At 39.2% G+C, this 26,860-nt stretch carries 24 protein-coding genes; 10 read left to right on the forward strand and 14 right to left on the reverse strand.

Annotation, left to right across the window (positions count from 1 at the left end; genetic code table 11):
- Window positions 1-11: 11 nt before the first annotated feature.
- The gene (locus HY841_05805; GenBank protein MBI4930256.1) at window positions 12-1,400 is read right to left on the reverse strand and encodes a peptidoglycan synthetase; all 1,389 of its coding nucleotides are present in this window, start codon (window positions 1,398-1,400) and stop codon (window positions 12-14) included.
- A 309-nt stretch (window positions 1,401-1,709) separates the two neighbouring features.
- On the opposite strand from HY841_05805, the gene HY841_05810 reads away from it, so the two are divergent.
- From HY841_05810 to HY841_05835, 6 genes are all read left to right on the forward strand, one after another.
- On the forward strand, window positions 1,710-2,318 hold the full coding sequence (locus HY841_05810) for a hypothetical protein (GenBank protein MBI4930257.1): 609 nt from the start codon (window positions 1,710-1,712) through the stop codon (window positions 2,316-2,318).
- 58 nt (window positions 2,319-2,376) lie between these two features.
- Window positions 2,377-3,057, forward strand: a complete 681-nt coding sequence (locus HY841_05815) for a hypothetical protein (GenBank protein ID MBI4930258.1) — start codon at window positions 2,377-2,379, stop codon at window positions 3,055-3,057.
- 120 nt (window positions 3,058-3,177) lie between these two features.
- Window positions 3,178-3,819 (forward strand): hypothetical protein, encoded by a 642-nt coding sequence (locus HY841_05820; protein ID MBI4930259.1) that lies wholly within the window; start codon window positions 3,178-3,180, stop codon window positions 3,817-3,819.
- A gap of 164 nt (window positions 3,820-3,983) precedes the next feature.
- Window positions 3,984-5,744, forward strand: a complete 1,761-nt coding sequence (gene phaC / locus HY841_05825) for a class I poly(R)-hydroxyalkanoic acid synthase (GenBank protein ID MBI4930260.1) — start codon at window positions 3,984-3,986, stop codon at window positions 5,742-5,744.
- 107 nt (window positions 5,745-5,851) lie between these two features.
- Window positions 5,852-6,619 (forward strand): acetoacetyl-CoA reductase, encoded by a 768-nt coding sequence (gene phbB, locus HY841_05830; GenBank protein MBI4930261.1) that lies wholly within the window; start codon window positions 5,852-5,854, stop codon window positions 6,617-6,619.
- Window positions 6,620-6,846: 227 nt separating this feature from the next.
- Entirely contained in the window at window positions 6,847-7,719 is an 873-nt protein-coding gene (locus HY841_05835) for an MBL fold metallo-hydrolase (GenBank protein MBI4930262.1), read from the forward strand.
- A 23-nt stretch (window positions 7,720-7,742) separates the two neighbouring features.
- Here HY841_05835 and HY841_05840 read toward each other — a convergent pair whose 3' ends face one another.
- The 3 genes from HY841_05840 to HY841_05850 all read right to left on the reverse strand — a co-directional run bounded on the left by HY841_05840 (window position 7,743) and on the right by HY841_05850 (window position 10,505).
- Entirely contained in the window at window positions 7,743-8,966 is a 1,224-nt protein-coding gene (locus HY841_05840) for a cation:proton antiporter (GenBank protein ID MBI4930263.1), read from the reverse strand.
- A gap of 3 nt (window positions 8,967-8,969) precedes the next feature.
- Entirely contained in the window at window positions 8,970-9,851 is an 882-nt protein-coding gene (locus HY841_05845; GenBank protein ID MBI4930264.1) for a universal stress protein, read from the reverse strand.
- A gap of 81 nt (window positions 9,852-9,932) precedes the next feature.
- Window positions 9,933-10,505, reverse strand: coding sequence for a DUF5606 domain-containing protein (locus HY841_05850; protein ID MBI4930265.1), 573 nt, complete (start codon window positions 10,503-10,505; stop codon window positions 9,933-9,935).
- Between the two features lie 116 nt (window positions 10,506-10,621).
- Here HY841_05850 and HY841_05855 point away from each other — a divergent pair, with 116 nt between their 5' ends.
- On the forward strand, window positions 10,622-11,854 hold the full coding sequence (locus tag HY841_05855) for an ABC transporter permease (protein ID MBI4930266.1): 1,233 nt from the start codon (window positions 10,622-10,624) through the stop codon (window positions 11,852-11,854).
- Between the two features lie 675 nt (window positions 11,855-12,529).
- Here the strand turns inward: HY841_05855 and HY841_05860 are convergent.
- From HY841_05860 to HY841_05895, 8 genes are all read right to left on the reverse strand, one after another.
- Window positions 12,530-12,895: a hypothetical protein gene (locus tag HY841_05860; protein ID MBI4930267.1), complete on the reverse strand. Its 366-nt coding sequence runs from the start codon at window positions 12,893-12,895 to the stop codon at window positions 12,530-12,532.
- A gap of 30 nt (window positions 12,896-12,925) precedes the next feature.
- Window positions 12,926-13,006, reverse strand: a complete 81-nt coding sequence (locus HY841_05865; protein ID MBI4930268.1) for a T9SS type A sorting domain-containing protein — start codon at window positions 13,004-13,006, stop codon at window positions 12,926-12,928.
- A complete protein-coding gene (locus tag HY841_05870) occupies window positions 13,007-14,509 on the reverse strand; it encodes a hypothetical protein (protein MBI4930269.1) in 1,503 nt (500 codons plus the stop codon).
- Between the two features lie 302 nt (window positions 14,510-14,811).
- On the reverse strand, window positions 14,812-15,108 hold the full coding sequence (locus tag HY841_05875) for a hypothetical protein (GenBank protein MBI4930270.1): 297 nt from the start codon (window positions 15,106-15,108) through the stop codon (window positions 14,812-14,814).
- Between the two features lie 45 nt (window positions 15,109-15,153).
- Window positions 15,154-16,830 carry a peptide chain release factor 3 gene (locus HY841_05880; GenBank protein MBI4930271.1) on the reverse strand — a complete coding sequence of 559 codons (1,677 nt, stop codon included), beginning with the start codon at window positions 16,828-16,830 and terminating at the stop codon, window positions 15,154-15,156.
- A 59-nt stretch (window positions 16,831-16,889) separates the two neighbouring features.
- Window positions 16,890-17,339: a 50S ribosomal protein L9 gene (locus tag HY841_05885; protein ID MBI4930272.1), complete on the reverse strand. Its 450-nt coding sequence runs from the start codon at window positions 17,337-17,339 to the stop codon at window positions 16,890-16,892.
- Between the two features lie 119 nt (window positions 17,340-17,458).
- Window positions 17,459-17,737, reverse strand: a complete 279-nt coding sequence (locus tag HY841_05890) for a 30S ribosomal protein S18 (protein MBI4930273.1) — start codon at window positions 17,735-17,737, stop codon at window positions 17,459-17,461.
- Window positions 17,738-17,767: 30 nt separating this feature from the next.
- Complete coding sequence (locus HY841_05895; GenBank protein ID MBI4930274.1) at window positions 17,768-18,136, reverse strand: 30S ribosomal protein S6; 369 nt, start codon at window positions 18,134-18,136, stop codon at window positions 17,768-17,770.
- 200 nt (window positions 18,137-18,336) lie between these two features.
- Here HY841_05895 and HY841_05900 point away from each other — a divergent pair, with 200 nt between their 5' ends.
- The 3 genes from HY841_05900 (at window position 18,337) to HY841_05910 (ending at window position 22,542) form a co-directional block, all read left to right on the forward strand.
- Window positions 18,337-20,799 (forward strand): TonB-dependent receptor, encoded by a 2,463-nt coding sequence (locus HY841_05900; GenBank protein MBI4930275.1) that lies wholly within the window; start codon window positions 18,337-18,339, stop codon window positions 20,797-20,799.
- 154 nt (window positions 20,800-20,953) lie between these two features.
- Window positions 20,954-21,640, forward strand: a complete 687-nt coding sequence (locus HY841_05905) for an outer membrane beta-barrel protein (protein MBI4930276.1) — start codon at window positions 20,954-20,956, stop codon at window positions 21,638-21,640.
- Between the two features lie 14 nt (window positions 21,641-21,654).
- On the forward strand, window positions 21,655-22,542 hold the full coding sequence (locus tag HY841_05910) for a hypothetical protein (GenBank protein ID MBI4930277.1): 888 nt from the start codon (window positions 21,655-21,657) through the stop codon (window positions 22,540-22,542).
- A gap of 12 nt (window positions 22,543-22,554) precedes the next feature.
- On the opposite strand, the gene bshA is transcribed toward HY841_05910, so the two are convergent.
- Together bshA and HY841_05920 are read right to left on the reverse strand one after the other, a co-directional pair.
- Window positions 22,555-23,679, reverse strand: a complete 1,125-nt coding sequence (gene bshA, locus HY841_05915; GenBank protein MBI4930278.1) for an N-acetyl-alpha-D-glucosaminyl L-malate synthase BshA — start codon at window positions 23,677-23,679, stop codon at window positions 22,555-22,557.
- 49 nt (window positions 23,680-23,728) lie between these two features.
- Window positions 23,729-26,683 carry a serine hydrolase gene (locus tag HY841_05920; GenBank protein MBI4930279.1) on the reverse strand — a complete coding sequence of 985 codons (2,955 nt, stop codon included), beginning with the start codon at window positions 26,681-26,683 and terminating at the stop codon, window positions 23,729-23,731.
- Between the last annotated feature and the right edge of the window lie 177 nt (window positions 26,684-26,860).

Genomic DNA, 26,860 nt, shown 5'->3' on the forward strand with positions numbered 1-26,860 from the left:
ATTCGTGCTAATTAATTCGTGTCAATTCGTGGAATTAGTGTCTTGAAATCCATTCCGTCAAAAGTTCCTGAACTCATCATGAGCAGATTTTTATTTTCCCATTTCTGCTTCAGCAGAAAGTCAAAAAGAGTTTTTGAATTTGTAAATACAGAAAATGAACTCCCTTCCCTTGGGGAAGGGTTGGGGATGGGCTTGAAAGATATTTTCACCTGCTCTTCTGTGATGGACTTTAGTTTCTTATGCTCTATCGTATGCGGATTGAAATAAACAACTGCTTCATCAGCAGCATCCATCGTTCCTGCATACTCTTTCAGAAAATTTTCATTCAGACTGCTGAAGGTGTGCAGTTCAAGGCAGGCAATAAGTTTTCTATTCGGAAATTGTTTTTTCACTGCTTCAATCGTTGCTTTTACTTTCGATGGCGAATGAGCAAAGTCCTTGTAAAAAGCAAATGAATCATTCTTGACAATTAATTCCAATCTCTTTGCCGCACCTTTAAAGGAAGCAATGGCTTTATAAAAAATTTCATCGCTGATTCCGACTTGTCGGCAAACCAAACGAGCTCCGCTGATGTTCATCAGATTGTGTTCGCCATAAACCATCAGCGGAATTTCTTTGCCTTCATCTATTAAATAAGTGCTTCCATTTTCAATTTTATGTTTCGGTATTGAATAGGGATACAATCTGATATCTGCTCTTGCTTTAGAAATAAGTTTTTTTACTTCTTCATCTGTCTCGCAATAAACCAGTGCGCCAATCTGCTCGATGCAGTCAATGTATTTTTTAAACTGCTCCACATAACTTGCGTAAGTCGGAAAAACATTGATGTGATCCCATGCAATTCCGCTGAGGAGAGCCACATCGGGTTTGTAAAGAAGAAATTTTGGTCTGCGGTCAATCGGAGAGGCAAGATATTCATCGCCTTCAAACACCGCAATAGTGGCTGAGGCGGTAAGTTTTACCATTGTATCAAATCCTTCCACCTGCGCGCCAATGAGATAATCAAAATCTTTTCCGCATTGCTTCAGCACGTGAAGAATCATGGCAGTGATAGTGGTTTTGCCATGGCTCCCTCCTACTGCAATTCTGATTTTATCTTTTGTCTGCTCGTAAATATATTCCGGGTAGGAATAAATCCTCAGTCCGAGTTCCTGTGCTCGGAGAAGTTCAGGGTTATCAATCCGCGCGTGCATGCCGAGAATAACTGCATCCAGCTCTTCGGAAATTTTTTCAGGATGCCAGCCCATTTCTGCAGGAAGCAAGCCAAGTTTTTCAAGCCGCGTTTTTGACGGCTCAACAATTTCATCATCTGAACCAGTGACCGTATAACCTTTCCTGTGAAGAGCAATCGCGAAATTGTGCATTACTGCGCCTCCGATTGAAATAAAGTGAACCCGCATAGAAAAACGAATTTACGAATGAAATCAATTAGTGGTTTTGCTTTTGAAAATTTGCTATTGAATAGTTATTCAACCTTGTGTATTTTCTTTCTCCATCCATATAGAATACAGGTTCAGTACATTATCTGAGCGAAAGACCTAAAAATACTGAAAGGAACACGGTAACGGATAAACCTGATAAATATCAGGAGGATACATGACCAGAAACACATAAAAAACTATCATAAAATGTTGTGTGTATTTAAAAGTATGTATTATATTCGCGTCCCAAATTATTAAAAACAATTTTATGTAACAAAACAAATCATCATGGAAACAAAAACAACAAGCACGCATGAAAAAGCTGAAAAGATTAAAAAGAACATCAACGGCTTTGCGGAAAAATCAAAACAAACAATCAGAGAACTGATTGGCACGAGCAAAAAACAAATGAACACGGTGCTGGATACCAATGCCGAAGTGTTCAACACCATCAAGCAAAAGTTAGACCTGCACGAAGTGAACGAAGAGGTGAGCGACACAGTGAAAAACACCTTTTTGCAATCGTTAGAGCTGGCGGAAGATACGCTGGATGGCATCATCAATTCCTACACCAGACAGATGGAACTCACTGTGGATTTCAATACCAAACTGGTGGAAGCGGTGAAAGAATCCAATGTGGAAAACGCTGACAGGTTTTTGGAATTGATTCACGAAAACATGGAAGCATCACAGAAACTCACTGCCGAAAACACCAAAGAGATTCTTGATTTCTATAACAAACATACCAATCTGGCACTCAACTTCAACACAAAGTTTGCGGATAATGTGAACGCACAGGTGGAAGCCATGTTTGAAATTCAGAAAAAATCATTGCAGCGATTCACCGGCTGGGCACAGGAATGGTGGAAACAACCGGGAGAAAAAGAAAAAGTGTAACAGAATAAGTTAATCGTTAATATTTCGAAACCAATAATCAATAATAAATTATATCATCATGGAAACAAAAGAAAAAACATTTGCAAACGCAGCGGAACAAATGCAGGAAGCATTCAAAACCACTACCGACATTTACAAAAAGGCATCGCTGTCCATTCTGGAGGCGTACAACCAACAACTCTCCACTTCTGCCGAGTGGTACACCAATTTTGTTGGAGGCACTCTCAAGACCGACTTTTCAAAAAACTATGGAGTCGCTTCCGACCTGTGGAAAAAAAATCTTGACTCCTATCAGCAAACACTGGCGGAGACGAGTAAACTCTCAAAAGAAGTAACGGAAAAAATATTCCGTTCATGGAGCGAAGAAGAATCCTTTTTTTCGCCTGTAAGCAAGGAAGTTATTGAGGCCGTACTCAGCATTTTTAAGAAACAATCTGAATTGTTCAGCGACTCGGGCACGCAATTCTTAAACACTCTTACTAAGGAAAATAATCTCAAAAACTATTCCGAACAATTTAAAAACATCCTTGGAAGCACCATCAAAACCTCAGGGCAAACCATTAAAAACCTGGTGGAGAATTACAATAAAGAAGCGCAGTTTACTCAAAAGGCAAGTGAGCAGTTGCTCAACAGCATCACCAAACAGTTTGATGCGGTGGCAGAGATGAACACCAAACTCTTCAATGACACGCTCAAAAATTTTGAACAAGAGAAGAAATCAACAAACAAAAACAAATAAACAATAAACAAAAGGGAAGGATAGAGAATAAAAAAAAAACGAATTTACGAATAACAGAAAATGTCCTCATTTGTAGATTCGTAATCAATTCATTATCCGTACCACCAATTCTCATTCGCCATGACAACAGTAGAAGAACCAAAAGCAAAAAAGCAATCCGGCACATCGGAAAACAAAACTATCTCTGAGCAGATAGAAGGGCTTAAATCAAAATTGGATGAAGCCAGCGAGGAAGCAAAAGAAAACATCCGATCCACCATTGATGCCTGCACCAAGCAGTACAACCACGCTATTGAGACAAACAAGGAGTATGTGAAAGCACTGCGGGAACAAATGAAGGATGCCAAAATGGATACTTCCCATCTGGATGAAATTAACAGCACTTTTGCTAATTCATTGCAAATGTCCGAAGAGGTGATTGACACCATCATTGACTCACATCTGCACCGCATAAGCCAAATTATTGACTTCAACAAGAAAAGCGCAGAGGCATTGCATCAGGGTTATTCATCCGATAAATTCAATTATGAAAAATTTGTTGCCCTGCAGCAGAAAAATTTTGAGCAGAGCATTGAACTTTCTACCCGCGATATGAAGAAAATCGTTGATGTGTATAACAAGCACATCAACCTGTCGGTTAATTTCAGCAAGCGTTTTTCCAACAACATCAACACGCAGATTGATACACTTGTAAAATTTCAAAGTAAGGGCTTGCAGGCATACAGCAACTGGGTGGCAAACTGGTGGGAGAAAGATAAATAAGGTTTCGAGTTTACAGTTTACTGTCTATAGTTCTATCAACCTTAAACCGTAAACTATAAACCGTAAACCATTTTTTTATGACTGTATAATCCGATTTTGAAACCCTCTGATACATCGGAGGGTTTTTTATTTTTGTACTTTCATTGTTTTAACACTTTTAAACTATGAGCCGATCACAAAAAACAACAAGCAACGAAACTACCAAATTGCTAAAAGACATGGCAGAAGCCGGTCAGCGTATGACGCAAGCCTACCTTGACAGTTTGCCAAATCTGATTCACTCAAGCAAGGACATGACAGAAACCTGGCGCAATTTCAGCAACAGCATCGCATCCAACCCGGAAAAGTCTGGGTCAAATATTCAGAACAGTTATTTCGATTTTTATAAAAAACAAATGGAGTTGTGGCAGGAAATCAACCAACACATAATGGAAGGAGGAAACCCGCTGCCTAATGGCGACAAACGTTTCAATGCGCCTGAGTGGAACGAATCCCCTTATTATTTTTATTTCATCAAACAGACCTATCTCATGGCATCTGAATTGATGAACAATATCATAGAGCAGGCAGATATAGATGAAACTACCAAAAAGAAACTCAAATTCTATACACAGCTTTTTGTTGACGCTTTATCTCCAGCTAATTTTTTCGCTACAAATCCGGAAGCAATCAAACTGGCACAGCAAACGAACGGAGAAAGTTTAAAGAAAGGATTTAATAACCTACTCAAGGATATAAAACTTGGAAAAATCAGCCAGACAGATTTCTCAGCATTTGAAGTAGGAAAAAATCTTGCAACTACTCCGGGCAGTGTAGTTTTTGAAAACGAACTGATTCAACTCATCCAGTACAAACCGACCGGCAAGAAAGTTTGTGAAGTGCCATTGCTGATTATTCCCCCTTGGATAAATCGTTATTATATTCTTGACTTGGAACCGTACAACTCTTTTGTGCGATTTTCTGTAGAACAGGGCTTCACCGTATTTATGATTTCATGGCGTGTGCCCAAAGGCGATATGGGAAAACTTACTTTTGACGATTATGCAGAAAGCGGAATGTTAGATGCTGTTACGGCAATTGAGGAAATTACAAGTCAGAAAAAAGTAAATGTACTCGGCTACTGTATCGGAGGAACACTGCTGGGTTCTGTTGCAGCAGTACTCGCTGAAAAAAAGAAAAGTGACCTGAACACCGCTACTTTCCTTGCCACGATGCTTGATTTTTCTGACTTTGGTGTCTTGAGCGCTGTGGTTGACCTTCCGCTGATTCAAAAAATGGAAAAAGAATTAGGCAAGAACGGAATGCTCCAGGGAAAAGATATGGCCAATGCCTTCAACATGATACGCTCCAAAGATTTGATATGGAGTTATGTCGTTAATAATTATCTCAAAGGAAATGATCCTGCTCCCTACTCTATCCTGCATTGGACCAATGACAATACCAATCTGCCGGGAAATATGTACACTTATTATTTACGGCATTTCATACTTGAAAATAAATTAAGCAAAAAGAATGCACTCAAAGTATGTAACACCCCTGTTGATTTGGGAAAAATTAAAACCCCGTGTTATGTGCTTGGCACCGCAGAAGACCACATCTCACCGTGTCAAACCGCATTTTCAACCACTCGTCTTGTTGGCGGTGAAGTGGAATTTGTAATAGGGGAATCAGGTCATGTGGCAGGAGTTGTAAATCCACCCGTAAAAGAAAACAAGTACGGATATTTCAGCAATGGAAAACTCGGAAAGGACTTAGATCATTTTAAGGAAACCGCACAGTATCATAAAGAAAGTTGGTGGATTCACTGGGCTAAATGGCTGAAGCAACATTCCGGCAAAGAGATTAACGCACCTGCAAAACCAGGAAGCAAAAAAAATAAAGTGATTGAACCAGCACCTGGGCGGTATGTGAAAGAACCTCTTTAATATCAGGATTACAAGATTATCAGAAGATTACAATAATTACATTTGTTGTAAATATCTAATTTTGATTTTCTGTAATTGTGTTTAACTTACTATAATCGCGATAATGTATGAGGGAGAAAAATAATAAAGTAGCGCTTGTAACAGGGGGTACGGGCGGTATGGGAACTGCTATTTGTGAACGCCTTTATAAAGATGGATATTCTGTAGTTGCCAACTACAGAAATTTTACGACTGCAATGAAATGGCGCGAAATGGCAAAAAAATGGCGCGATGACCAGTTGCAAATGGGCATTGATGTGAAAATCGTTCAGGGCGATGTCACTAATTATCAGTCTGCAACCATTATGATAAAAAAAATTGAAGATGAAGTTGGTCCTGTAGATGTACTTGTTAACAATGTAGGTATTTCAAGAGATGCTACCGTAAGAAAGATGACTCCTGAACAATGGTATGAAGTCATCAACACAAACCTGAACAGTGTATTCATCTGCTCACGATTGGTCATTAACCAAATGGTAGAAAAAAAATGGGGACGAATCATCTGCATATCTTCCGTTAACGGGCATAAAGGTTCTTACGGCACTTGCAATTATTCCAGTTCCAAAGCCGGCATGTATGGATTTGTAAAAACAATTGCCATGGAAGTTGTAAAATATGGTATTACCGCAAACACCATCTCCCCCGGCTACACCGCCACACCTATGCTTACAGGAATACCTGATGAAGTGATGCAAAAAATTATTGCACAAGTCCCCATGGGTCGTTTGGCACAACCTCGAGAAATAGCTGCTGCGGTTGCTTATCTCGCTTCCGATGAAGCCGCCTTCATGACCGGTGCCGACATTTCTATCAATGGAGGGCAGTATATGTATTGATAATATAATTGGTTCTACAAGGTTTCCTGTGGGTAGAGATTTATAGTAGAACTGTAAATTGAATAACGAACATTTGAACATTTGAACTGAGAACATTCGAAGTGAATGTATTTTACTTCTGACTTCGTTATTCAAATGTTCTATTGTTCATTTTTTAGTTTACCCCGTTGGATAATTTTAATCCTACGGGGTTTACCCACAACAAACATAGTAGAACCATATAATTTATGAAACTATATACCATTAATACAGGTTTCTTTAAACTTGACGGTGGCGCCATGTTTGGAGTTGTTCCTAAATCAATATGGACAAGAACCAATCCTGCCGATGAAAACAATATGATTAATATGGCAATGCGCGCACTGTTGGTTGAAGACGGAAATAAACTTATCCTGATTGACAACGGCTGCGGCACAAAACAGGATGCAAAATTCTTTTCTTACTACTTTCTACACGGAGATGATACGCTGGAAAAATCTTTAGCGAAACATGGATTTACTCCTGATGATATCACGGACGTTGTTCTTTCTCACCTTCACTTTGACCATTGCGGAGGAAGTGTGAAATGGAACAGCGACAGAACAAAATTTGAACTCGCTTTTAAAAACGCAACTTACTGGAGTAATGAAAGACACTGGAATTGGGCGATGCATCCAAACAAAAGAGAAGGCGCAAGTTTCCTTAAAGAAAATATTTTACCTATTCAAGAAAGCGGTCACCTAAAATTTATTACACCTCCTTCTTCAGATGATGAACTTGCCTCCCTTCCCTTCGGGGAGGGTTGGGGTGAGGCACTGTTTTCCAACGGGCATACCGAAGCAATGATGCATCCTCACATTAAATATAAAGAGAAGACAATTGTTTATGTTGCCGATTTAATTCCTACCACCGGACATATTCCTGTTCCTTATATAATGGGATACGATACTCGTCCTCTGTTAACATTAGACGAAAAAGAAAAATTCCTAAGCAAAGCCGCTACCGAAGAATATGTTTTATTCTTTGAGCATGATTCCAAACATGAATGCTGTACTGTTAAGACAACGGAGAAGGGTGTGAGAATGAAAGAAGCTTTTTCTCTTGCCGAATGTTTCTCTTAGATGCTAATAGAAAATATTAGTTTTTATTGAAGAAACTTTCTGATGAGCGGAGCGCTCGTCAAACTGGTCACAAGCGCCATGATAACAAGCGCTACAAAAAGTTTGGGTGAAATAAGACCGGCACTGAGCGCGAGAGTTCCAAGAATTATTTCCATTGCACCGCGCGCATTCAATCCAAATCCCACGGCAAAAGCTTTTTTGATTTTCAATCCACCTATATATGCTCCGAATGCTGCGCCAAATACTTTTCCGAAATAAGCAAGCACCAAAACTATTCCGACAATCGTGGCGTCAAAGTTATCTATGAAGTTAACACGCAATCCGATAGAAACAAAAAACAACGGAGCAAAAAAATTGGTGATGAACTGATGAATGATTTCGCGTGCTTTTTCATGCAGATGAACTGAATCTCCAAAAGCGATTCCCGCTATGAAAGCGCCAAGAATTGCATGAATATTTATTTTCTCTGTGAAAGCAGCGCAGAGCAAACAAATTCCAATGGAGATAGAAAGCACTCCACCGGGCCAGGAAAGTTTTGTTTGAATCCATGGCAGCGAGCGATCAATAATTTTTTTACCGATGGTGAGCATAAAAATTCCAAATCCGAAAATATATAATATGGTATAACCCACTCCCATTGATTCATCTGCTGTTTTCATGGAAAGCAGGAATGAAAAAATAAGCCACCCGAATAAATCATTGAACATGGCAGAAGCCATGATAAGCATGCCTATATTTGTTTTGAACAAATTCATGTCCATCAGAATTCTGGCGATGACAGGCAATGCTGAAATCGCCAGCGCAGTTCCGATGAACATGGCGAAAAAAACATCTCCGCCCGAATCATTTCCAAACCATTTCGGAAAATAAAAGGCGCAAGCAAATCCTGTTGCAAAGGGAATCAGCATACTGAAAAAACTTGTAAAGATGGCGGTTTTCCCCTGCTTCAATACCATGGGCAATTGAACTTCAAGTCCGGCAACAAACAGAAGAAGCACTACAGAAAGATTCACCAGCCCGTCAAACGCGATGGAAACATTTCCATCTTTCGGAAAAACTCTTTCAAAAAATTCAGGATTGAATGTTCCAAGTATAGTGGGACCCAAAAGAATGCCGACAACAATTTCTCCCATTACAATCGGGAAGTGAAACTTCCTTCCCATTTCAGAAATAATGCGGGACAAAATGAGAATAGTGCCGATAGCAGTGAGAATTACTATCAGGTCATTATGAGAGAACTTAGACACAAATTAAACTCTTGAATGAACAATTAAAAGATTGCAGGGAAGATTGGCAAGAATATATTCAATGTCGTGTGTGAAAATCCGGTCAAGAAAAGTGAGGTGAGTGTCGGGCGAATTAATTACAAGAAGATCTGCTTTTTTTGTTTCGGAATACTGACGGATTGCATAGCCGGGTCTTCCTTTAATTATCTTTTCATTGATTTTCAGGTTTCCTATATCGCATTTGGAAATCATTGAATGAAGCTTATTCGTTTCTTCTTCGGTATATTCTTTTTTAAGTTTTGTTACTTCAGGCGCGCTGCTGCTGTCAGCCATCGCCATGGCAAGCGCAGGCGCGTGAACTTCGTGCACAAGTGTGACTTCTTTTATTCCGGTATGCTTTGCAAAATAAAAAGCCGTGTTAATAGTATGCATCGTTTTAGGATGGTCAGCGCCTGCGTTGATGATTACTTTTTGTTTTGGTTTTTGCGCGGATGTGCTGGTAATAAGAAGAACCGAACATTTCGCTTTTCGGCTGATGGTGCGGGCAATAGAGCCAAGATAAAACTTAATGATGTTTTCTTTTTCCAGAGCGCCAAGAATGAGAAGGTCAACAATATTTAGTTTACAAAGCTTAAGAATGGTATCCACTGCATCTCCTTCTGCCCAGATAATTTTTGCTTTCTTATCTTCAATACCTGTATGAAAAAGAATATCGCCAAGAGATTTTTCTTTCTCTTTTGTTTTCGGTCCAACATGAATTAAAACTAATTTAGAACCGCATGCATCAGCAATCTTTTTTGCTTCTGATAAAATGATTTCCATTCGCGGAGAAAAGGCAAGACCCACCGCAATGGTTTCAAATGGGTAGGAAGGGCGCTTTTTTAATTTGGTTAAATCGAATTCCATAAGTTAAATGCAATTTAGGATGTAGGAATTGGGATGTAGGATTTAAAATCTTTAATCCTCAAATCCTAATTCCTTAATTCATCATGCCACTCCGGTTTTTCTAACGCCCATTGTTTTCTTCGGAACATTGGCAGTAGGGTTCAAATGCTTTCCTTGATTTTCATGTGTGAAATTATGTTCGGGCTTTTTTGTTCCTTCCTCGGCAATAACTGGCGCATCATCTTTTTTTCCTGCCCCATCGGGGTCTTCTTCCTTCTTCGTAAAAATATCCGTCTTCTGTAAAAGGTTATACCAGAGAATTGCTTTGCGGATATCAGAAGTATGAACTTTCTCCTTATCATATTCAGGAAGTACTTCTCCGAAAAACTTTTTCAGTTCATCATCAGAGGATTTAGAATCGGGCGCTACACCTCCGTTTTGCTTTTCATATATCTTCTTTAACAAATCCTGAAGAGGAATTGTATCATCCTTGGAATCTCCTACGGGGTGAACATAAATACTGATATTATCCAGCACGCTGATTTTGTTGGTGGCGTGAACCGGAATTCTTTTTTTGTCGGCAAGCGATTCAACAATAAGTCCGCTTTTGCCCTGAGCAACCACTTTAAAAAGTCCGCTCATGCCGGAGATGGAAAGGATTTTAGATAAGTCCATTTATAAAAAAGTTAATAGTTAATCGTTAATCGTTTTGCTGACAAATGTAGAAACTTTTGCCACAGATTGCACAGATTATCACAGACAAAATTCCTTCTATCTTCGCCATTGTGAAAATGCTGCTTGAAAATATTCTCATCGCTCTGCGTTCCATCCGAAGCCAGTTGCTGAGAACCATTCTCACTATTCTCATTATCTCTATTGGAATCATGGCGCTGGTTGGAATTCTCACTGCCATTGACAGCATTAAATCTTCCATCAACAGCAACTTCACCGATATGGGAGCCAACACGTTCACCGTTCGCAACCGCGAAATGTCAGTTCACATCGGGAGGAGGGGAAAAAAAGCAAAGCGGTTTCCACCCATCACCTTCGCGCAGGCAACTCAGTTTAAAAAAGAATTTCAGTATGGCGCGGCAGTTTCTGTTTCCACCTGGGCATCGCAAACGGCAACGTTGAAATTCAAATCCAACAAAAGCAATCCGAATGTGCAGGTGCTTGGTTCGGATGAAGGATACCTCTCCACATCAGGATACGAACTTGGCAAGGGAAGAAATTTTTCTTTACAGGATATTCAAAACAACGCGCATGTGGTAATCATCGGCAATGAACTTATTGCGGTTTTGTTCAAGCAAAAAGAAAATCCGATTGACCAGATCATCACCGTGGGAAGCGGAAAGTTCACCGTGATTGGAGTGTTGAAATCAAAAGGAAGCAGCATGATGTTTGGCGGAGATAAAATTTGTTTGATACCGGTAACCAGCGCGAGGCAGTATTTCCCCAACCCAAAAATGTCATTCACCATAAACGTGCTTGCTTTCAATGCGCGCGTGCTCGAAGCAACGCTTGCCGAAGCAACCGGATTACTCAGAGGAATCCGCAAACTCGGCACAGGCGCAGAAGATAATTTTGAAATCACCAAGAGCGATGCCCTTGCCGGAATTCTCATAGACAATATTAAATACGTAACCCTGGCGGCAACCATTATCGGAATCATCACACTGCTGGGCGCGGCAATCGGGCTGATGAACATTATGCTGGTTGCCGTTGCCGAACGCACACGCGAAATAGGCACACGCAAAGCCATGGGCGCAACACGAAAAGACATACGCAATCAATTTCTCATCGAAGCCATTGTAATTTGTTTGCTCGGTGGATTGGTCGGAATCATTCTCGGCACCGCCATCGGCAACATCACCTCCATTCAGATGAAGTCAGGATTCATTATGCCCTGGATGTGGATTTTCGGAGGGCTTGTGATTTGCATTACGGTGGGAATCATCTCTGGAATTTATCCCGCCATGAAAGCTGCTAAGCTTGACCCTATTGAAGCGCTGAGGTATGAATAGCGTTTACAGTTTACGGTCTACAGTTTACGGTTGAAAACATTCGTCATTCGATTATTCAAATGTTCGAATGTTCAGTTGTTCTGTATTGATTGTTTGGCTATTGATTGCCTACTGCCCTTTGCCTATTTGTATTTGCATGTGGGCGTGCCCCCAAGCGAAACGCAAGGGGTCAGGCTTTCGCCACTCGCTTTTTTATGAAGCATAAAAAGAGCTCAAACAAATGGCTCAATCCTTCACGCAACAGCCCATAATATTTTCGGCTAAAGCCAAATCCTTTCCGCTATTTCAATAGCCACGACCTTTCCCATAGGGACTCCTTCGGAGAAGGTCGTGGCAAATAAATTCAATACAAACGGACTTTAGTCCAAACCAGATAAGTTATTCCTTCTGAAAGAAATGATATTCCTTGTGTAGGATAAACTATTCCTATTGAAAGAATTGTTATTCCTCCACAAAGAATTCTTATTCTTCCACAAAGAATTGTTATTCTTCCACAAAGAATTCTTATTCTTCCACAAAGAATTGTTATTCTTCCACAAAGAATTGTTATTCTTCCACAAAGAATTGTTATTCTTCCACAAAGAATTGTTATTCCTTCATAAAGAATTGTTATTCTTCCACGAGGAAAACATTTATTTCAGCCAAAAAATGAAGGCAACCTTAAATTTTGCGTTTTTATTGAGTGGGTGGTTTAGGCGGACGACCTGTGTGTGGTTTTTCGGGCTGAACGCCATAATCGCGCAGCGTTTCGCTGTGAATGCCATAAAGTCCTTTGATGATATGCACATCCCCGTTATACAAGCCCTCCGATTTCTTAACATCGCTCTGATAAACATCAAACGCTTCATTGGCTTTTGTTTGCGCATCTTTTGCCGTGTTCCATGATTTTGTGAGGGCGGCTTCAGATTCCTGATATGTCTTTTGAATCATGTCGGGCGGAAGCCGTTTTTTCGTATCGTCCTTGTGCTTTTCAATGCCATTGCCCATGTTTTCTAAATTCTCCTTGAGCGCTGAATACTCTTTGTCTTTGATATCTGCCATTTTGTTTTTGCCCTTGCGGGTCTTGTTGGTTTATTTTTGTATGATTAGTTTTTTGTTTGCGATTCCATTTTCAGTTTTTAGTTGGAGGAAATAAATTCCGTCAAATCTCAGTTAAAAAATAATTTTTATTAATCCTGATTGTCCATCTTTTTCATAAGGCATTACAACTGCTTTATCTGAAATCTGAATGCCTTCTGTCGGGTAAATTTTAATTCCTTCAACCGAAAGAGTGTTCTTGCTGGTATTGCCTTCATCGTCAATTTTGCAATGAGTTATTTTGCTGCCATCATCACTATAAACGATATGAATAAATTTACCATCACTACAAGAAATGTAAGAACCCCAATCCAATGTTCTTGAAAATGCTTTTATTTTCTCGTTTCTTTCAAATGATTTCATCCATTTATAATTTCCCGTTTTATCAGTACATAATAATACAATGTCACCATAAATATTTGCAGGCACTCTAAATTCTTCTTGTGGCAATTCACCAGTATAATGAGTTACGACATCACCGCTTGGTGAACCAACGTAAACTTTAGGCATTTCCATTCCCTCGATACCATAAATATTATTTCCATTATTAATATAAAAATCAGCTCGTCCATAACCACGTGACGAGAAAAATGATGAGTTTTTGTAAGCGTTATCAATTTGTGTTTGCACCGTTTGAGTGAATGGAACTATTTGTTTATTATCAATTCCACCTGATTGGTCAACAATATATTTGAAAGTTCCTGAAGCAAATGATGGATTTTCTTTCTCGGTTTTTTTTGTTAAAAACCCACTAAAAACTATTTTGTTATTTTCTATTGAATAGTTATATGAAAAAAAATAACAACCATCTACAGCAGAAATTTCAAAAGAATGAAGATCGCCAGTATTAACATCAACGAAATCTGCCTTTCCGCCATCTAAAGTTTGAAAAATAAATTCTGCTGCGCCACTAGAAAAATGAAGACGTTCTTTTTCCGATTTAAAATAGTTAACAAAAAAATAATTGCCGGCAAAAGAATAAAAGGGAATGGCTTTATTTTTCTTGCCAAAATCAGGAGCATTTACCTTGATTACACTTTTTTTAACATTGTTGTTTTCATCAAATGTCCAGTAATATATATTAGGAGAATCTGCAACCCATGAGTCGGGGTTTTTATAATCCATATATATTACGAAATTATTACCCTCTGATAAAATGTGAAACCTTTTAAAGAGGTAACTATCATTCCATGATTTATCATAGACAAATTCATTGCTGAGGTTTAATGTAATAATCTTATTTGCGAATGGTTGAATAACCTCAAGACCTTTTTTATCAAAAACAAGTAGATTCAATTCATTGTTAGCTACAAATGCTTTTATAGGCCAACCCTTCTTGTCAAAATCATAACTAAGAGATTTTATTTTTTTCAAATCATTATCAAATAAATTAAATGCCATGTCTTTTAATTGGTCGCTGTTTCTTTTTGCTGTGAATACATAAACACCTTTATCACATTTACCTATAACATACATTTCATATTTTGATTTCCATGAAGTATCAGAATAAGTTATTTGCTGGGAAAATATGTTTGTGCTAATAAGAGCAAACAAAATAACCACATAAAGTTTTTTCATCGTAAAATGGTTTTTACCCTGTGAAATTCTGTCTTACAGACAATTTCACTGGGTGAATGGTTAAACAAAAATAAACCTGCCCGTCCGGCAGGCGGGTGTATTACATCACGCCTGTTAAACCCCGTAGGATTGAAATTATCCAACGGGGTAAACTCAACTGCGTTTCGGAAACTTTTCTTAAAAATAAAAAGATATGCTCTCCTGAGCAACCTAAATAAAAAATCGAGAGAGAGAGAGAGAGAGAGAGAGAGTTATTCATTACATAAACGCTGGGTTATAATGAGCAAATATAGAAACTATTTTCAGAAAAATGTTTTTACTATTAATGCAAGAATACCCGCCAGCACAAATCCGAGCATCCATTTAACAAGAAGTAATTCCGCTCTGAGTTTTTCAAAATCCGCTTTTGTTGCAAATATAGTTAGCGCATCAGCTTTCGTCAAAAGCTTTTCTTTATCCTCGTGAGAAAGCAGGTTCTTTTTTTCTTTTTCTATTTCTTCTTTTACTTCCGCTTCAATAAAAGTAACCAATGTCTTGGCTTCCTTTTCGCCAAGTTTAACTTTAAGCAGTTCGTATAATTCTAATTCTATGGAACTCATAAGGTAAAGATAAAAATTTTTATAATACCAAATGGTTGTTAATGACTAATGACGAATGGCTTCTTCTTCTTCAAACTCCGAAGTAAAATGAAATTTAATATCAGGATAAGTTTCCTGCGCCTTTTGTAACATCCATGCGCTTTCAGCAAAATATACAGGGCGGTTTTCTTTATCGTATGCAATGTTGTTTGCTTTTACGGAAAGAAAAGTCCCCCAACCCCCCGAAGAGGGGCTTTGCTCCGAAGGAGTGGATACCCACACGCGCAAGTTCTCCCCCTTCGGGGGAGTTAGAGGGGGCTGTGCTGTAAACCAACAAGCTTTGTAATAATCCAATGGGCGAAACTCGCAGGAAGCACCGTATTCTTCTCTCAATCTGAATTGTATCACTTCAAACTGAAGTTCGCCCACTGTGCCGACAATTTTTTTATTCCCCATGTGCTGAACAAACAACTGCGCAACACCTTCATCGGTCAGTTGGCGGATTCCTTTGTCTAATTGCTTTGTCTTGAACGGGTCTTTATTAATAAGTTCCTTAAAAATCTCAGGTGAAAAACTCGGAATACCTTTGAACTGCAAATGCTCTCCTTCTGTTAATGTGTCACCGATTTTGAAATTGCCAGTGTCATACAAACCAATCACATCTCCGGGAAATGCCTCATCAATAATGTTTTTTGAACTTCCCATAAAACTTGTCGGACTGGAAAACCGAACTTGCTTATCCAGACGAACGTGATGATAAAATTTATTCCGCTCAAACCGGCCGGAACAAATTCTGCAAAACGCAATTCTATCGCGGTGATTCGGATCAAGGTTAGCGTGTATCTTGAAAACAAATCCTGTAAATGCTTCTTCTTCAGGATTTATAATTCGCTTATCAATCTGTCTGGCAAGAGGCGGAGGAGCAATCTTCACGAATGTGTCGAGCAACTCTTTCACGCCAAAATTATTTATCGCACTTCCGAAGAAAACAGGAGCCAAATAACCTTCACGGTAAAGATTCATATCAAAAGGTTCGTAAACTCCTTCAATCAAATGAGCATCTTCTCTTAATTGCTTAGCGTAATCTTCTCCAACATATTTTTCAAGAGCAGAATCATTCAAATCATTAATCGCGATTACATCTTCTGCAATTCGCTGTTTGTCTGCAGAAAAAAACAATTGTAATTTTTTCTCAAAAAGATTATACACTCCTTTGAATTCAGAACCCATTCCTATCGGCCATGAAAGCGGACGAGTATGAATGTGCAACTCTTTATTAATTTCTTCGAGCAAGTCGTAAGGGTCGCGCCCTTCTCTGTCAAGTTTGTTGATGAAAACGATAACAGGAGTGTGACGCATGCGGCAGACTTCCATTAATTTTCTCGTTTGTTCCTCCACTCCTTTCACACAGTCAATAACGAGAATAACACTGTCAACTGCAGTGAGTGTTCTGTAAGTGTCTTCTGCAAAGTCTTTGTGCCCTGGTGTGTCGAGAATATTTATTTTATAACCGTTATATTCAAAACCCATTACGGAAGTAGCAACAGAAATTCCCCGTTGCTTTTCTATCTCCATGAAATCGGATGTAGCGGTTTTCCTGATTTTATTGTGTTTAACAGCACCCGCAGTTTGAATTGCTCCACCGAACAAAAGTAATTTTTCAGTAAGCGTAGTTTTTCCTGCATCGGGATGACTGATGATGCCGAAAGTCCTGCGTTTTGCTATTTCTTCTTTCTGTGCCATTGATAAAAGAAAAAGGCATCCCGATAAAACAACGAGATGCCTTTCAATATGATAAAATCCTATTCTGCTACAACTTCAAAATTTACTTTTACGATAACTTCTTTGTGAAACTTTATTGTAGCAGCATAAGTGCCGAGGGTTTTAATATTTTCTTCGTTTTCAATTGAAATATTTTTTCTATCCACATCATATCCTGATTTCTTGATTGCTTCAGCAATCTGAATGGATGTAACAGAGCCGAATATTTTTCCTTTTTCTCCTGCTTTTGCTCCAACTTTCAGCGTCATGCCCTTAAGAACTTCTGCCGATTTTTGTGCAGCCGTAAGAATTTTTTCTTCTTTGTGCGCGCGCTGTTTAACAATCTCAGCATGTTCTTTTCTTCTTCCTGTAGTAGCTTCAACTGCAAGTCCCTGCGGAAACAGAAAATTGCGTGCATAACCCGGACGAACTTTCACAAGTTCATTCTTTGTGCCGAGGTTCTTTACTTCTTGTTTTAATATAACTTCCATTTTCTTTTTTGTGTTTAGAGTTATTATTTCCTGGTTACTAATTAACGAATCTTGTTACGAATATTACAAATCATACTTGGCGTCATTTGTAACATTCGAGCCATTCGTTATTAATAATCCTATTTCAATCCGTCAGCAACAAATGGCAAAAGCGCCAGATGACGCGCACGCTTAACCGCCTGAGCAACTCTTCGCTGAAACTTAACAGAGTTTCCTGACAAACGCCTTGGTAAAAGTTTCCCTTGATCATTTACGAATTTAAGGAGATAGTCTGCGTCTTTGTAGTCAATATAATCCCATCGCATTTTTTTGAAGCGACAATATTTTACATTGCTCACCTCAAGCACGGGAGGATTTAAATATCTGATTTCGCCTGTATCGGTTGTTACTGTAGCCATATTTTTGAAATTAAGATTATGAATTATAAATTACGCTGCAACCTCTTCTTTTCGGTTGTCTTTTTTGTTAGCCCGTTTTGCTTTTCTGCGCTCAGCAAATGCAAGCGCAAACTTATCAAGATGAATGGTAAGATAACGGAGTACACGCTCATCACGCTTGTAAGCGGTTTCAATCACAGAGATAGCTTCGCCCGGAGCTTCAATCTGGAAGAGCTGGTAAAAACCCGTGTTTTTCTTTTTGATGGGGTAGGCCAGTTTTTTCAGCCCCCATGATTCTTCGTGAACGATTTTCACACCATGTTCCTTGAACAGTTTTTTGTATGTGTTTACTGTTTCTTTTGTCTGCTCGTCAGACAGGACAGGTGTCAAGATAAATACTGTTTCGTACTGCTTTGACATTTATTTTTGTTTTGTCTCATGCCCTATTCCCCTTGCGGAGACCTTGGATCCCCCGACATGTCGGGGGAAGGCATAAGGGTTATTGTTTTATTTTTCCTTTTTTATAAAAAGGGACGCAAATATAGAAAAAGGATTAATACCAAGAAAAGAGAATTTGAGGTGAATTACTTAGGTGTATATTTGCTAATTCTATTAGGAAAATGAACAATCTGATAACAAATATTATAGAAAAGAATTGGCTGTATGTTTTAGTGCTTCTCAATTCTCAATTCTTAATTCTTAATTCAGCATTTTCTCAAACGCTGACACAAACCATTCGCGGAGTTGTGGTGGATGCCGATTCAAAATCACCGATTGAGCAGGTGGGTGTAAAAGTTCTGAATATTGATACGAATATTTATTCTATTACTGATGCGGACGGGAAATTTCGTTTAGCAAAAGTTCCTGTGGGCAGGCATACCATAAAGTTTTCTTTTATTGGATATGAAGATATAATCCTCCAGAACATCATCGCAACCACAGGAAAAGAGGTAGTGCTCAATGTAGAGATGCACGAAAAACTTTTAATGGGTAATGAAGTGGTGATTATTGCTGAGAAAGACAAAACAAAAGCAAACAATGATTTGGTAACGAACAGCGCGCGCAATTTTCAGAGCGAAGAAACGGAGCGTTATGCAGGAAGCCGCGGTGACCCAAGCAAAATGGTTGCTGCTTACGCAGGCGTGGCAACAGGCAATGATGCACGCAATGATATAATCGTGCGCGGAAATTCTCCCCTCGGAGTTTTGTGGCGTTTGGAAGGCACTGACATCCCTAGCCCGAATCATTTTTCTACGCAGGGCGCAACAGGAGGTCCTGTGAGCATTCTCAATAATAATCTTTTGGGCTCTTCTGATTTTCTTACGGGCGCTTTTCCTGCCGAGTATGGAAATAAAATGTCAGCTGTGTTTGATTTGAAGATGAGAAACGGAAACAATGAAAAAATGGAATACACAGGTCAAGCCGGACTGAACGGATGGGAAGGCGGAATTGAAGGACCTTTAGGAAGAACAAGGGACAAGGGACAAGGAACGAATGATACAACCAGAAAATCTGCCTCATCAAATAACGGTTCTTACCTGATTAATTACCGCTACAATTCTCTGAAACTTTTTCAAACGCTTGGAATCAATTTTGGTGTTTCCGGAATTCCAACTTATCAGGATCTTTCCTATAAAATAAATCTTCCTACATCAAAAGCCGGTGTGTTCACGCTCTGGGGAATTGGCGGCATGAGCGATATTTCTTTACTCGATAGTCAGAAAGATTCTACAGACTGGTCATTCACAAATTTGGGCGAAGACCTTGTATTTGGTTCTAAGATGGGAGTTGCCGGATTTTCTCACCTCTATTTTTTTACCGATAAAATTTCAGGCAAGTTGAATGTCTCAGTTTCTGGTTCGCAATTCAAAGTAACTCTTGATACGCTTGCTGCTGATAAAAGTCCTTTCCGCGTTTACACCAATGCATCCAAAGACGGACAATACTTTGTCAACTACACGGTGACGGATAAAATTAATGCGCACCACTTGCTTAAAACAGGTTATATATGGAAATACATGATGGTAAATTACGAATCTATCTACTGGTCACGCAATAACAAAAGATACCTTAATGAGTTCAATGAAAAGGGAAATACAAGTTCCTTTCAGACATTTTTACACTGGCAGTATCGCTGTACTGACAATCTCACTTTCAATAGCGGGGTGCATTACAACTGGTTTGCACTGACAAATTCTTTTGGACTTGAACCAAGAGCTGGGATGCGATGGCAGTTTTTGCCGAAGCAAACTCTTTCTCTTGCTTTTGGAATGCACAGCCAAACACTTCCTCTCATATATTATATGTACAAGTCTTTTGACTCAATCACTAATGCATACTACAACACCAACAGCACCATTGATTTAAGCAGAAGCATTCATTACGTTCTGGCGTATGATTACAACTTTGCGAAAGATTTTCGCCTGAAGCTTGAATGCTATTATCAGGATTTGTACAATCTTCCTATTGAAAAATACCATAAGAGCTCGTTCTCAACCGTGAATGTTGGGAATGAACTGGAAGGATTAACTTTTGTTGATTCATTGGAAAATAAAGGAACCGGTTATAATTACGGAACTGAGTTTACGATTGAAAAATTCTTCAGCAAAAAATATTATTTTCTTTCATCCCTTTCCCTTTATGAATCAAAATACAAGGGAAGCGATGGAATTCTCCGCAATACTGCTTTCAACGGTGGGTATGTTTATAATCTGCTTGGCGGAATTGAGCTGCCTGTTGGAGGAAAAAAGAATCAGTCCATCGCTTTTGATATAAAAATGACTTTCGCTGGCGGCAACCGCTACACTCCCATTGACATTCAACAATCTATTCTGAATAAAGATGTAGTGTACATTGATTCGCTTGCCTTTCAAAATCAGTTCCGCGATTACCAGAAAATTGACTTCAAAATTTCTTACCGCATCAATACCAAAAAAGTTTCGCACTACATTTTCTTCCACATCGAAAACATCTTCAACCGAAAAAACATTCTGCAGCAAGTGTATAACGACAACAAGAAGGCAATTACTGAAGAATATCAGCTGGGATTGTTTCCTTACGGGGGCTACAGGATTGAGTTTTAATTTGCCCCTGCCTTAATAGTTTCTGCTTTCAATTTTCTTTCTATCTTTTGGGCAAGATTACCACTTATCCCGAAGGGACTCCTTCGGAGCTAAAAAAATATGCCGGTTGCTAAATACTTTTGTTAGTTCAAAACACTTTTTGTACCTTTATGCCATGAGAAAAGTAATGCTTCAATTGTTTCTTCTTTCTTTTTCTTGTTCTGCTTTTGCTTTCAAAGCGCAAAAACCAATTTACCAAGAGCCGCTTTTTCAACTTGGCGGAGGAGCAGTATATTCAAGCATTGATTTGAGCAGGTATAACAGTTCGGTGGTCTATCGCGGATTGCATGCCCATCTTGTTACTCATCTCGGAAGCGTATTTTTTCTATCCACTGAATATTCTTCTTTCCCTGTTCATGAATCTCCATCCGCATGGGATAATGTTCATACCAGAAAGTTTGACATCAATGGACAAGTTTCGTTTCGCACGCAAAGCCAACTCACCCGAATTTATACTATTACCGGCATCAACAGACATGAATGGAAAGGCAGACGCACTGCCTTCACCGACCTTGATCAGTTTGCGAAAGGCGTTTTGGAAGGCACCTATGTGGAAGTAAAAAGATGGGGAATAAATTTCGGAGGCGGAATCACCCAATTGATTTATGAAAACATCAGTTTATTTGGAGATTATCGTTTTGTCTTTGGCAAATCAAATGGTTTTGAAAAAGTGCGTATCTACGATGTGATGGCAACTATTGGAATTAATTTCAACATTCCCCACCCACAGAATCCGAACAGTAAAAAAACTTTTGGCATTGGAAAAAAAATTTACAAGTGGACAGAGAAGGGGGCTCAGTAATTCTAACCTTCCCTATGATCAGATATTTTTTCATTTTAAATTTTTCATTATTTATTGTTAACTGCTTTAGCCAGCCAACGCTTCCTCTTTACGAAAAAAACGAAAAAGGGGAAGTGTTACTTCTCAGAATTGACTCTTTCCCGAAAGATCTAAAAAAGAAATTTGATACGGTCAGCATAATCAGTGAAAATGGAATCTGTTATGGAAAAATGTCAAAGTTCAGAATGATTTCTCAGAAAGAATGCTGCACACACCCTGATCCTAAGTTTTTGCTTGGAACAATTAAATTAAAAAAAAAGAAATGTACAGGAACAATGATTCTCGGAAAAATTGACTGCGGAAAAAGTTTGAACTACGATTCACTAAAAGCTAAAACAAATCTTTTTGAGATGGTAAGCGAAGAATTTCAAAGTCCTCTCATCAATAAGGAATATTTGACAAGATACAGATGGAAAGCAACTGAAGTGGATGAAAAGAAAGATGTGTACTTGCAATCTATTAGTAAAAATAATAACGAGGACTATGTAATCACCTACAGCGTTCTGTTAAAAAACTGCATTCACATCAAAACAGATTCAACTGATTTTTATTACTGTACAACAGATACAACGGGTTATTCGAAAAAGAAAAATCATAGTTGGTATGATGACAGGATAACGTGGTCGCTTCTCTATGTAAACCAAAAACTGATTTATGTTATTCCTGATTTTTCCAGTACAACGATTGATGGATACGGACCTTTTCATGGCAAAGAACAAAAATTTTCTTCCATTTACAAAGCGAAAGGAATCACTTATTATTATTTCTCTCCCGGCTATGTAATTTACTATAGAAACAAAGAATGGAAATACGCAACCCGTGAACCTGTGATGTATTACGGAGAATGTGATTGCGGGGAGTGACGGCACTTACTATTATTTACCAATCACTTGCTGGTACAATGCTTCATACATCGGCAATATCTTTTCAATGCCAAATTTTTTTGCCTGTTCGAAAGCGTTTTCAGAAAACTTTCTATGCTCTTTTTCATCTTTCAGAATTGACACTGCATTCTTTGCCATACCATCCACATCACCCACATTGCTGAGCATGCCGGAAAAATTATGAAGATTCACTTCAGGGATTCCGCCTGTATTGGTGGAGATCACAGGAACTTTTGCCGCCATTGCCTCCAGCGCTGCAAGTCCGAAACTTTCTGTTTCAGACGTGAGTAAAAATAAATCCGCAACCGGAAGAATTTTTTCTGTATCGCGCACCTTGCCAAGAGTAATAATATCTCCGCAAGTATCCAACTGCCTGCAGAGGTTTTCAATATTGCTTCGCTCAGGACCATCGCCAACTAAAATCAACTTAGAAGGAATTTGTTTTCTCACCTTATCAAAAACTTTCAGCACATCCTCTACCCTTTTTACTTTCCGGAAATTAGAAATGTGCATCAGTATTTTTTCTCCATGGGGTGCGTATTGCTTTTTTTCCTGCTCTGTTACTTTATGAGTGTAATCATCCAGACAAATAAAATTTGGAATCACTTTTATCTCGCGTTCAATTTTAAAAAACTTCAATGTATCATCCTTCAAAGATTGCGAAACTGTTGTCACCGCATCGCTCTGGTTAATAGAGAAAGTAATCACCGGTTCGAACGAAGCGTCTTTTCCCAATAGTGTAATATCTGTTCCGTGCAGCGTGGTAATGAACGGAATTTTTATGCCTTGCGATGCAAGAATCTGCTTTGCAAGATAAGCCGCGCTTGCGTGGGGAATGGCATAATGCACATGAAGCAAATCCAATTTATAATAACGCACCACATCCACTAACTTGCTTGACAAAACCAATTCATAAGGCGCATAATCAAAAAGCGGATAATCAGAAATAGAAACTTCATGGTAATAAATATTGGGAGAAGATACATCCAGCTTTACTGGCTGGCTATACGTGATGAAATGAACTTTATGCCCTTTAGCGGCAAGCGCCTTGCCCAACTCAGTGGCAACCACACCGCTTCCGCCAAAAGTCGGATAACAGACAATTCCGATTTTCATTCTTTACGAATTACGAATAAGGTTACGAATATACAAATATGGAAAAATATCACTTCATCGCTCCATACACTACTCTTAGCAAAGCACTGCGCACACCCAGTTTGGTAATCTTCTGATTCTCGGCATCGGGATAAACGCGGTTAGAAAGAAAAACATACACAAGATTTTTTTCAGGGTCAGCCCAGGTGATAGTGCCTGTGAAACCCTGATGACCGAAACTTAAATAGGAAACACAATCGCAAACAGGACTTTCTTTCTTAGGATCAGTTTCGGGTTTGTCAAACCCAATTGCTCTGCGGTTGTCGGCACAAAACTGGCACTTGGTAAATTCACTCACTGTTGCTGTGTCAATATATTTTTTGCCTCCATACTCGCCCTTCTGCAGAAACAATTGCATCATCACGCCCAAATCATTCGCATCAGAAAATAATCCTGCATGTCCTGCCACCCCGCCCAGCATGGCGGCTGCGGGGTCGTGCACATCTCCGTGCACTAATTGTTTTCTGAACTTCACATCATATTCTGTAGGAACAATTCTGTTAAGCGAAAATCTTTCCCTGGGCTTGTATCCCATCGTTGACAATCCGAGCGGAGCATAAAAGTTTTTCTGCACATATTCATTCATCGGCATTTTTGTTTCTCGCTCCACTATTTTCCACATAAATAACAAATCGAGATCGCTGTATTTGTATTCGTGCTTATCGCTCACAGGTGATTCAATGATCCTTTTCCAGATGGTGTCAGAATAGTTCTTATTGATATATAATTTATCTGCCACACGAACAGGAAAATCCTTGTTCTTGTACTTGCTGTATATGCCGGGCTTGTATTCTCCTTTGCTTAATGTTTTCAAATAAAATGGAATCCAGTCTTTTAATCCCGCCTGATGCGTGAGCATTTCCCTAAGATTAATATTCATCTTGTCTGTTCCTTCCAATTCAGGTAAATGATAGCAGAGCAGATCGTTAAGAGATATTTTTTTCTTGTCCACCAACTGCATGGTGGCGGCTGTAGTTGCAGCAACTTTTGTGATGGAAGCTAAATCATAAATATCATCATTCTTAACTGCCCGTTTATTCTCATAAGTATGGTAGCCGAATGACTTGTAATAAAAAACTTTTCTATCTCTGGCAAAGAAAATTTCGCAGCCGGGGAATGCTTTTTCTGAAATTGCTCTTTCTACGATTGTATCCAGCGCTTCCAATTTTTTAGGATCCATTCCAACATCTTCCGGGACTGTATATTTGAAACGAATAGGTGCGCCTGTGTTTAATCCGGAATTAAGCGGAAAAGTTTTAGATGCAGTTACGGGTAGTTTTCCTTTAGCAGAAACTCCACCAAAAATCATTTGCGCGGTAAGATTCATCAGGTAATCATTATTCTCGTAGCTCATTATAATTGCATTGGTGCTGTCGGTAATCGTGTCAAACATCTGCATAGAATATGCATTTGCGAAAATGGAAACGATTGTTTTCGACTGGCGGTTTGCTTTACGGATAAAATTTATCGTTTGGGAGGTGATTCCAAAATCCTGTTTGGGATTATTCATTCCGGCAATTCCAAAAATCACAAGATTGTAATCGCGAAGTTTTTTCAAGAGCGTATCGGACTGGGATTGTGTCGGTTCTTTTGCCAAAATAAATTTTTTCACAGGGGAATACCAGCCAAGCATTTCTTGAAATTTATTGCTGCTCCCCGCCCCTATCATTACCGATGCAATCTTCAGCGTATCGAGATTCATCAGGGGAATTAATTTTTTGTTATTCTTCAGAAGCGTTATAGAATTTTCAGCAAGAAGAATGTTGAGGTATTCGCTTCGGTAAGAATTAATATCGCGGAAAAGATTTGCGGTATCAACCGGAGAATATCTGCTGAGTCCGCACCATTGCTTTGCTATCAGAATTTTTTTACATCGCTTATCTATTTCTTCCTGCGTGATCTCACCGCGTGCCAATGCATTCTTTATTTCCACTATGGCTTTTGGAACATCTTCAGAAAAAAGGAGTACATCATTTCCGGCAATGAGCGCTTTTACATCCACTTCCCCGGGCTTATAAAATTTGCTCACGCCTTGCATGTTGAGCGCATCGGTAAAAACCAATCCCTCAAACTTTAATTCTTTCTTCAGCAAATCGGTTACAACTTTCGGAGACAATGTAGAAGCTGTGTTTGCTGTTGTGTCAAGCGCAGGAATGAAAAGATGCGCCACCATTACACAGCCGATTCCCTGTTTAAAAAGTTCTTTGAATGGATAAAGGTCGAGCGTATCAATCGTTTCTTTGCTGTGAGAAATTACAGGGAGCGTTTTATGCGAATCGCTTTCCGTATCTCCGTGCCCGGGAAAATGTTTGGCGCAGGAAAGAATTCCGGCATCCTGCATTCCTTTCATGTAGAGCATTGATTTTCTCGCTACGGAAAATTTATTTTCACCAAACGAGCGGCTGCTAATCACCGGATTGAGCGGGTTATTATTCACATCTACAACAGGGGCAAGATTCACATGAATCCCCAACCGCCTGCACTCGCGGGCAATTTCTTTTCCCATGAGATAAATCAGAGAATCTGCTTTGGGATTAATTGCACCGAGCGTCATCTGACGGGGAAACTGAACCGTGCTGTCAAGGCGCATATCTAATCCCCATTCTCCATCAATGGAAATCAGAAGTTTCACATTGGATTTTGATTGATAATAATTTGTGAGAACTGCCTGACGCCTGGGACCTCCCTGAAAAAAAATAAGTCCGCCAATCCCACAGGAGTCAATTAGTTTTTTTATCTGTGCGGTATCGGTTTTGTCATTCGAATAGGCGGCAACCATAAACAATTGCCCGATGCGCTGATCGGGTGTAAGAGAATTAAAAACAGAATCAGACCATGATTTTTCAGAAAGTGCTGCAGGATAATCAGGTGATGACTTAAGAAATACGGGTTGGGAAAAGGAAATGACGAATGACGAATGGCAAATGATAAATAATAATCCAATATATTGCAGGGAAATTCTCACTAAACGAATTTAGTTTTACTCATAGCGCAACTATCGCACCCATTCACTATGTTTTCAACGAAGGGATGTTGATGGGATATAATTGTGATTACACCGATTATAAATAGCAAAGAGATTACACCGATGAAATACAGTACTATTATAAATCGGTGTAATCTCTTTTAAAAATCTGTGTAA

Source organism: Bacteroidota bacterium (assembly GCA_016213405.1).
Taxonomy (GTDB): domain Bacteria; phylum Bacteroidota; class Bacteroidia; order Palsa-948; family Palsa-948; genus Palsa-948.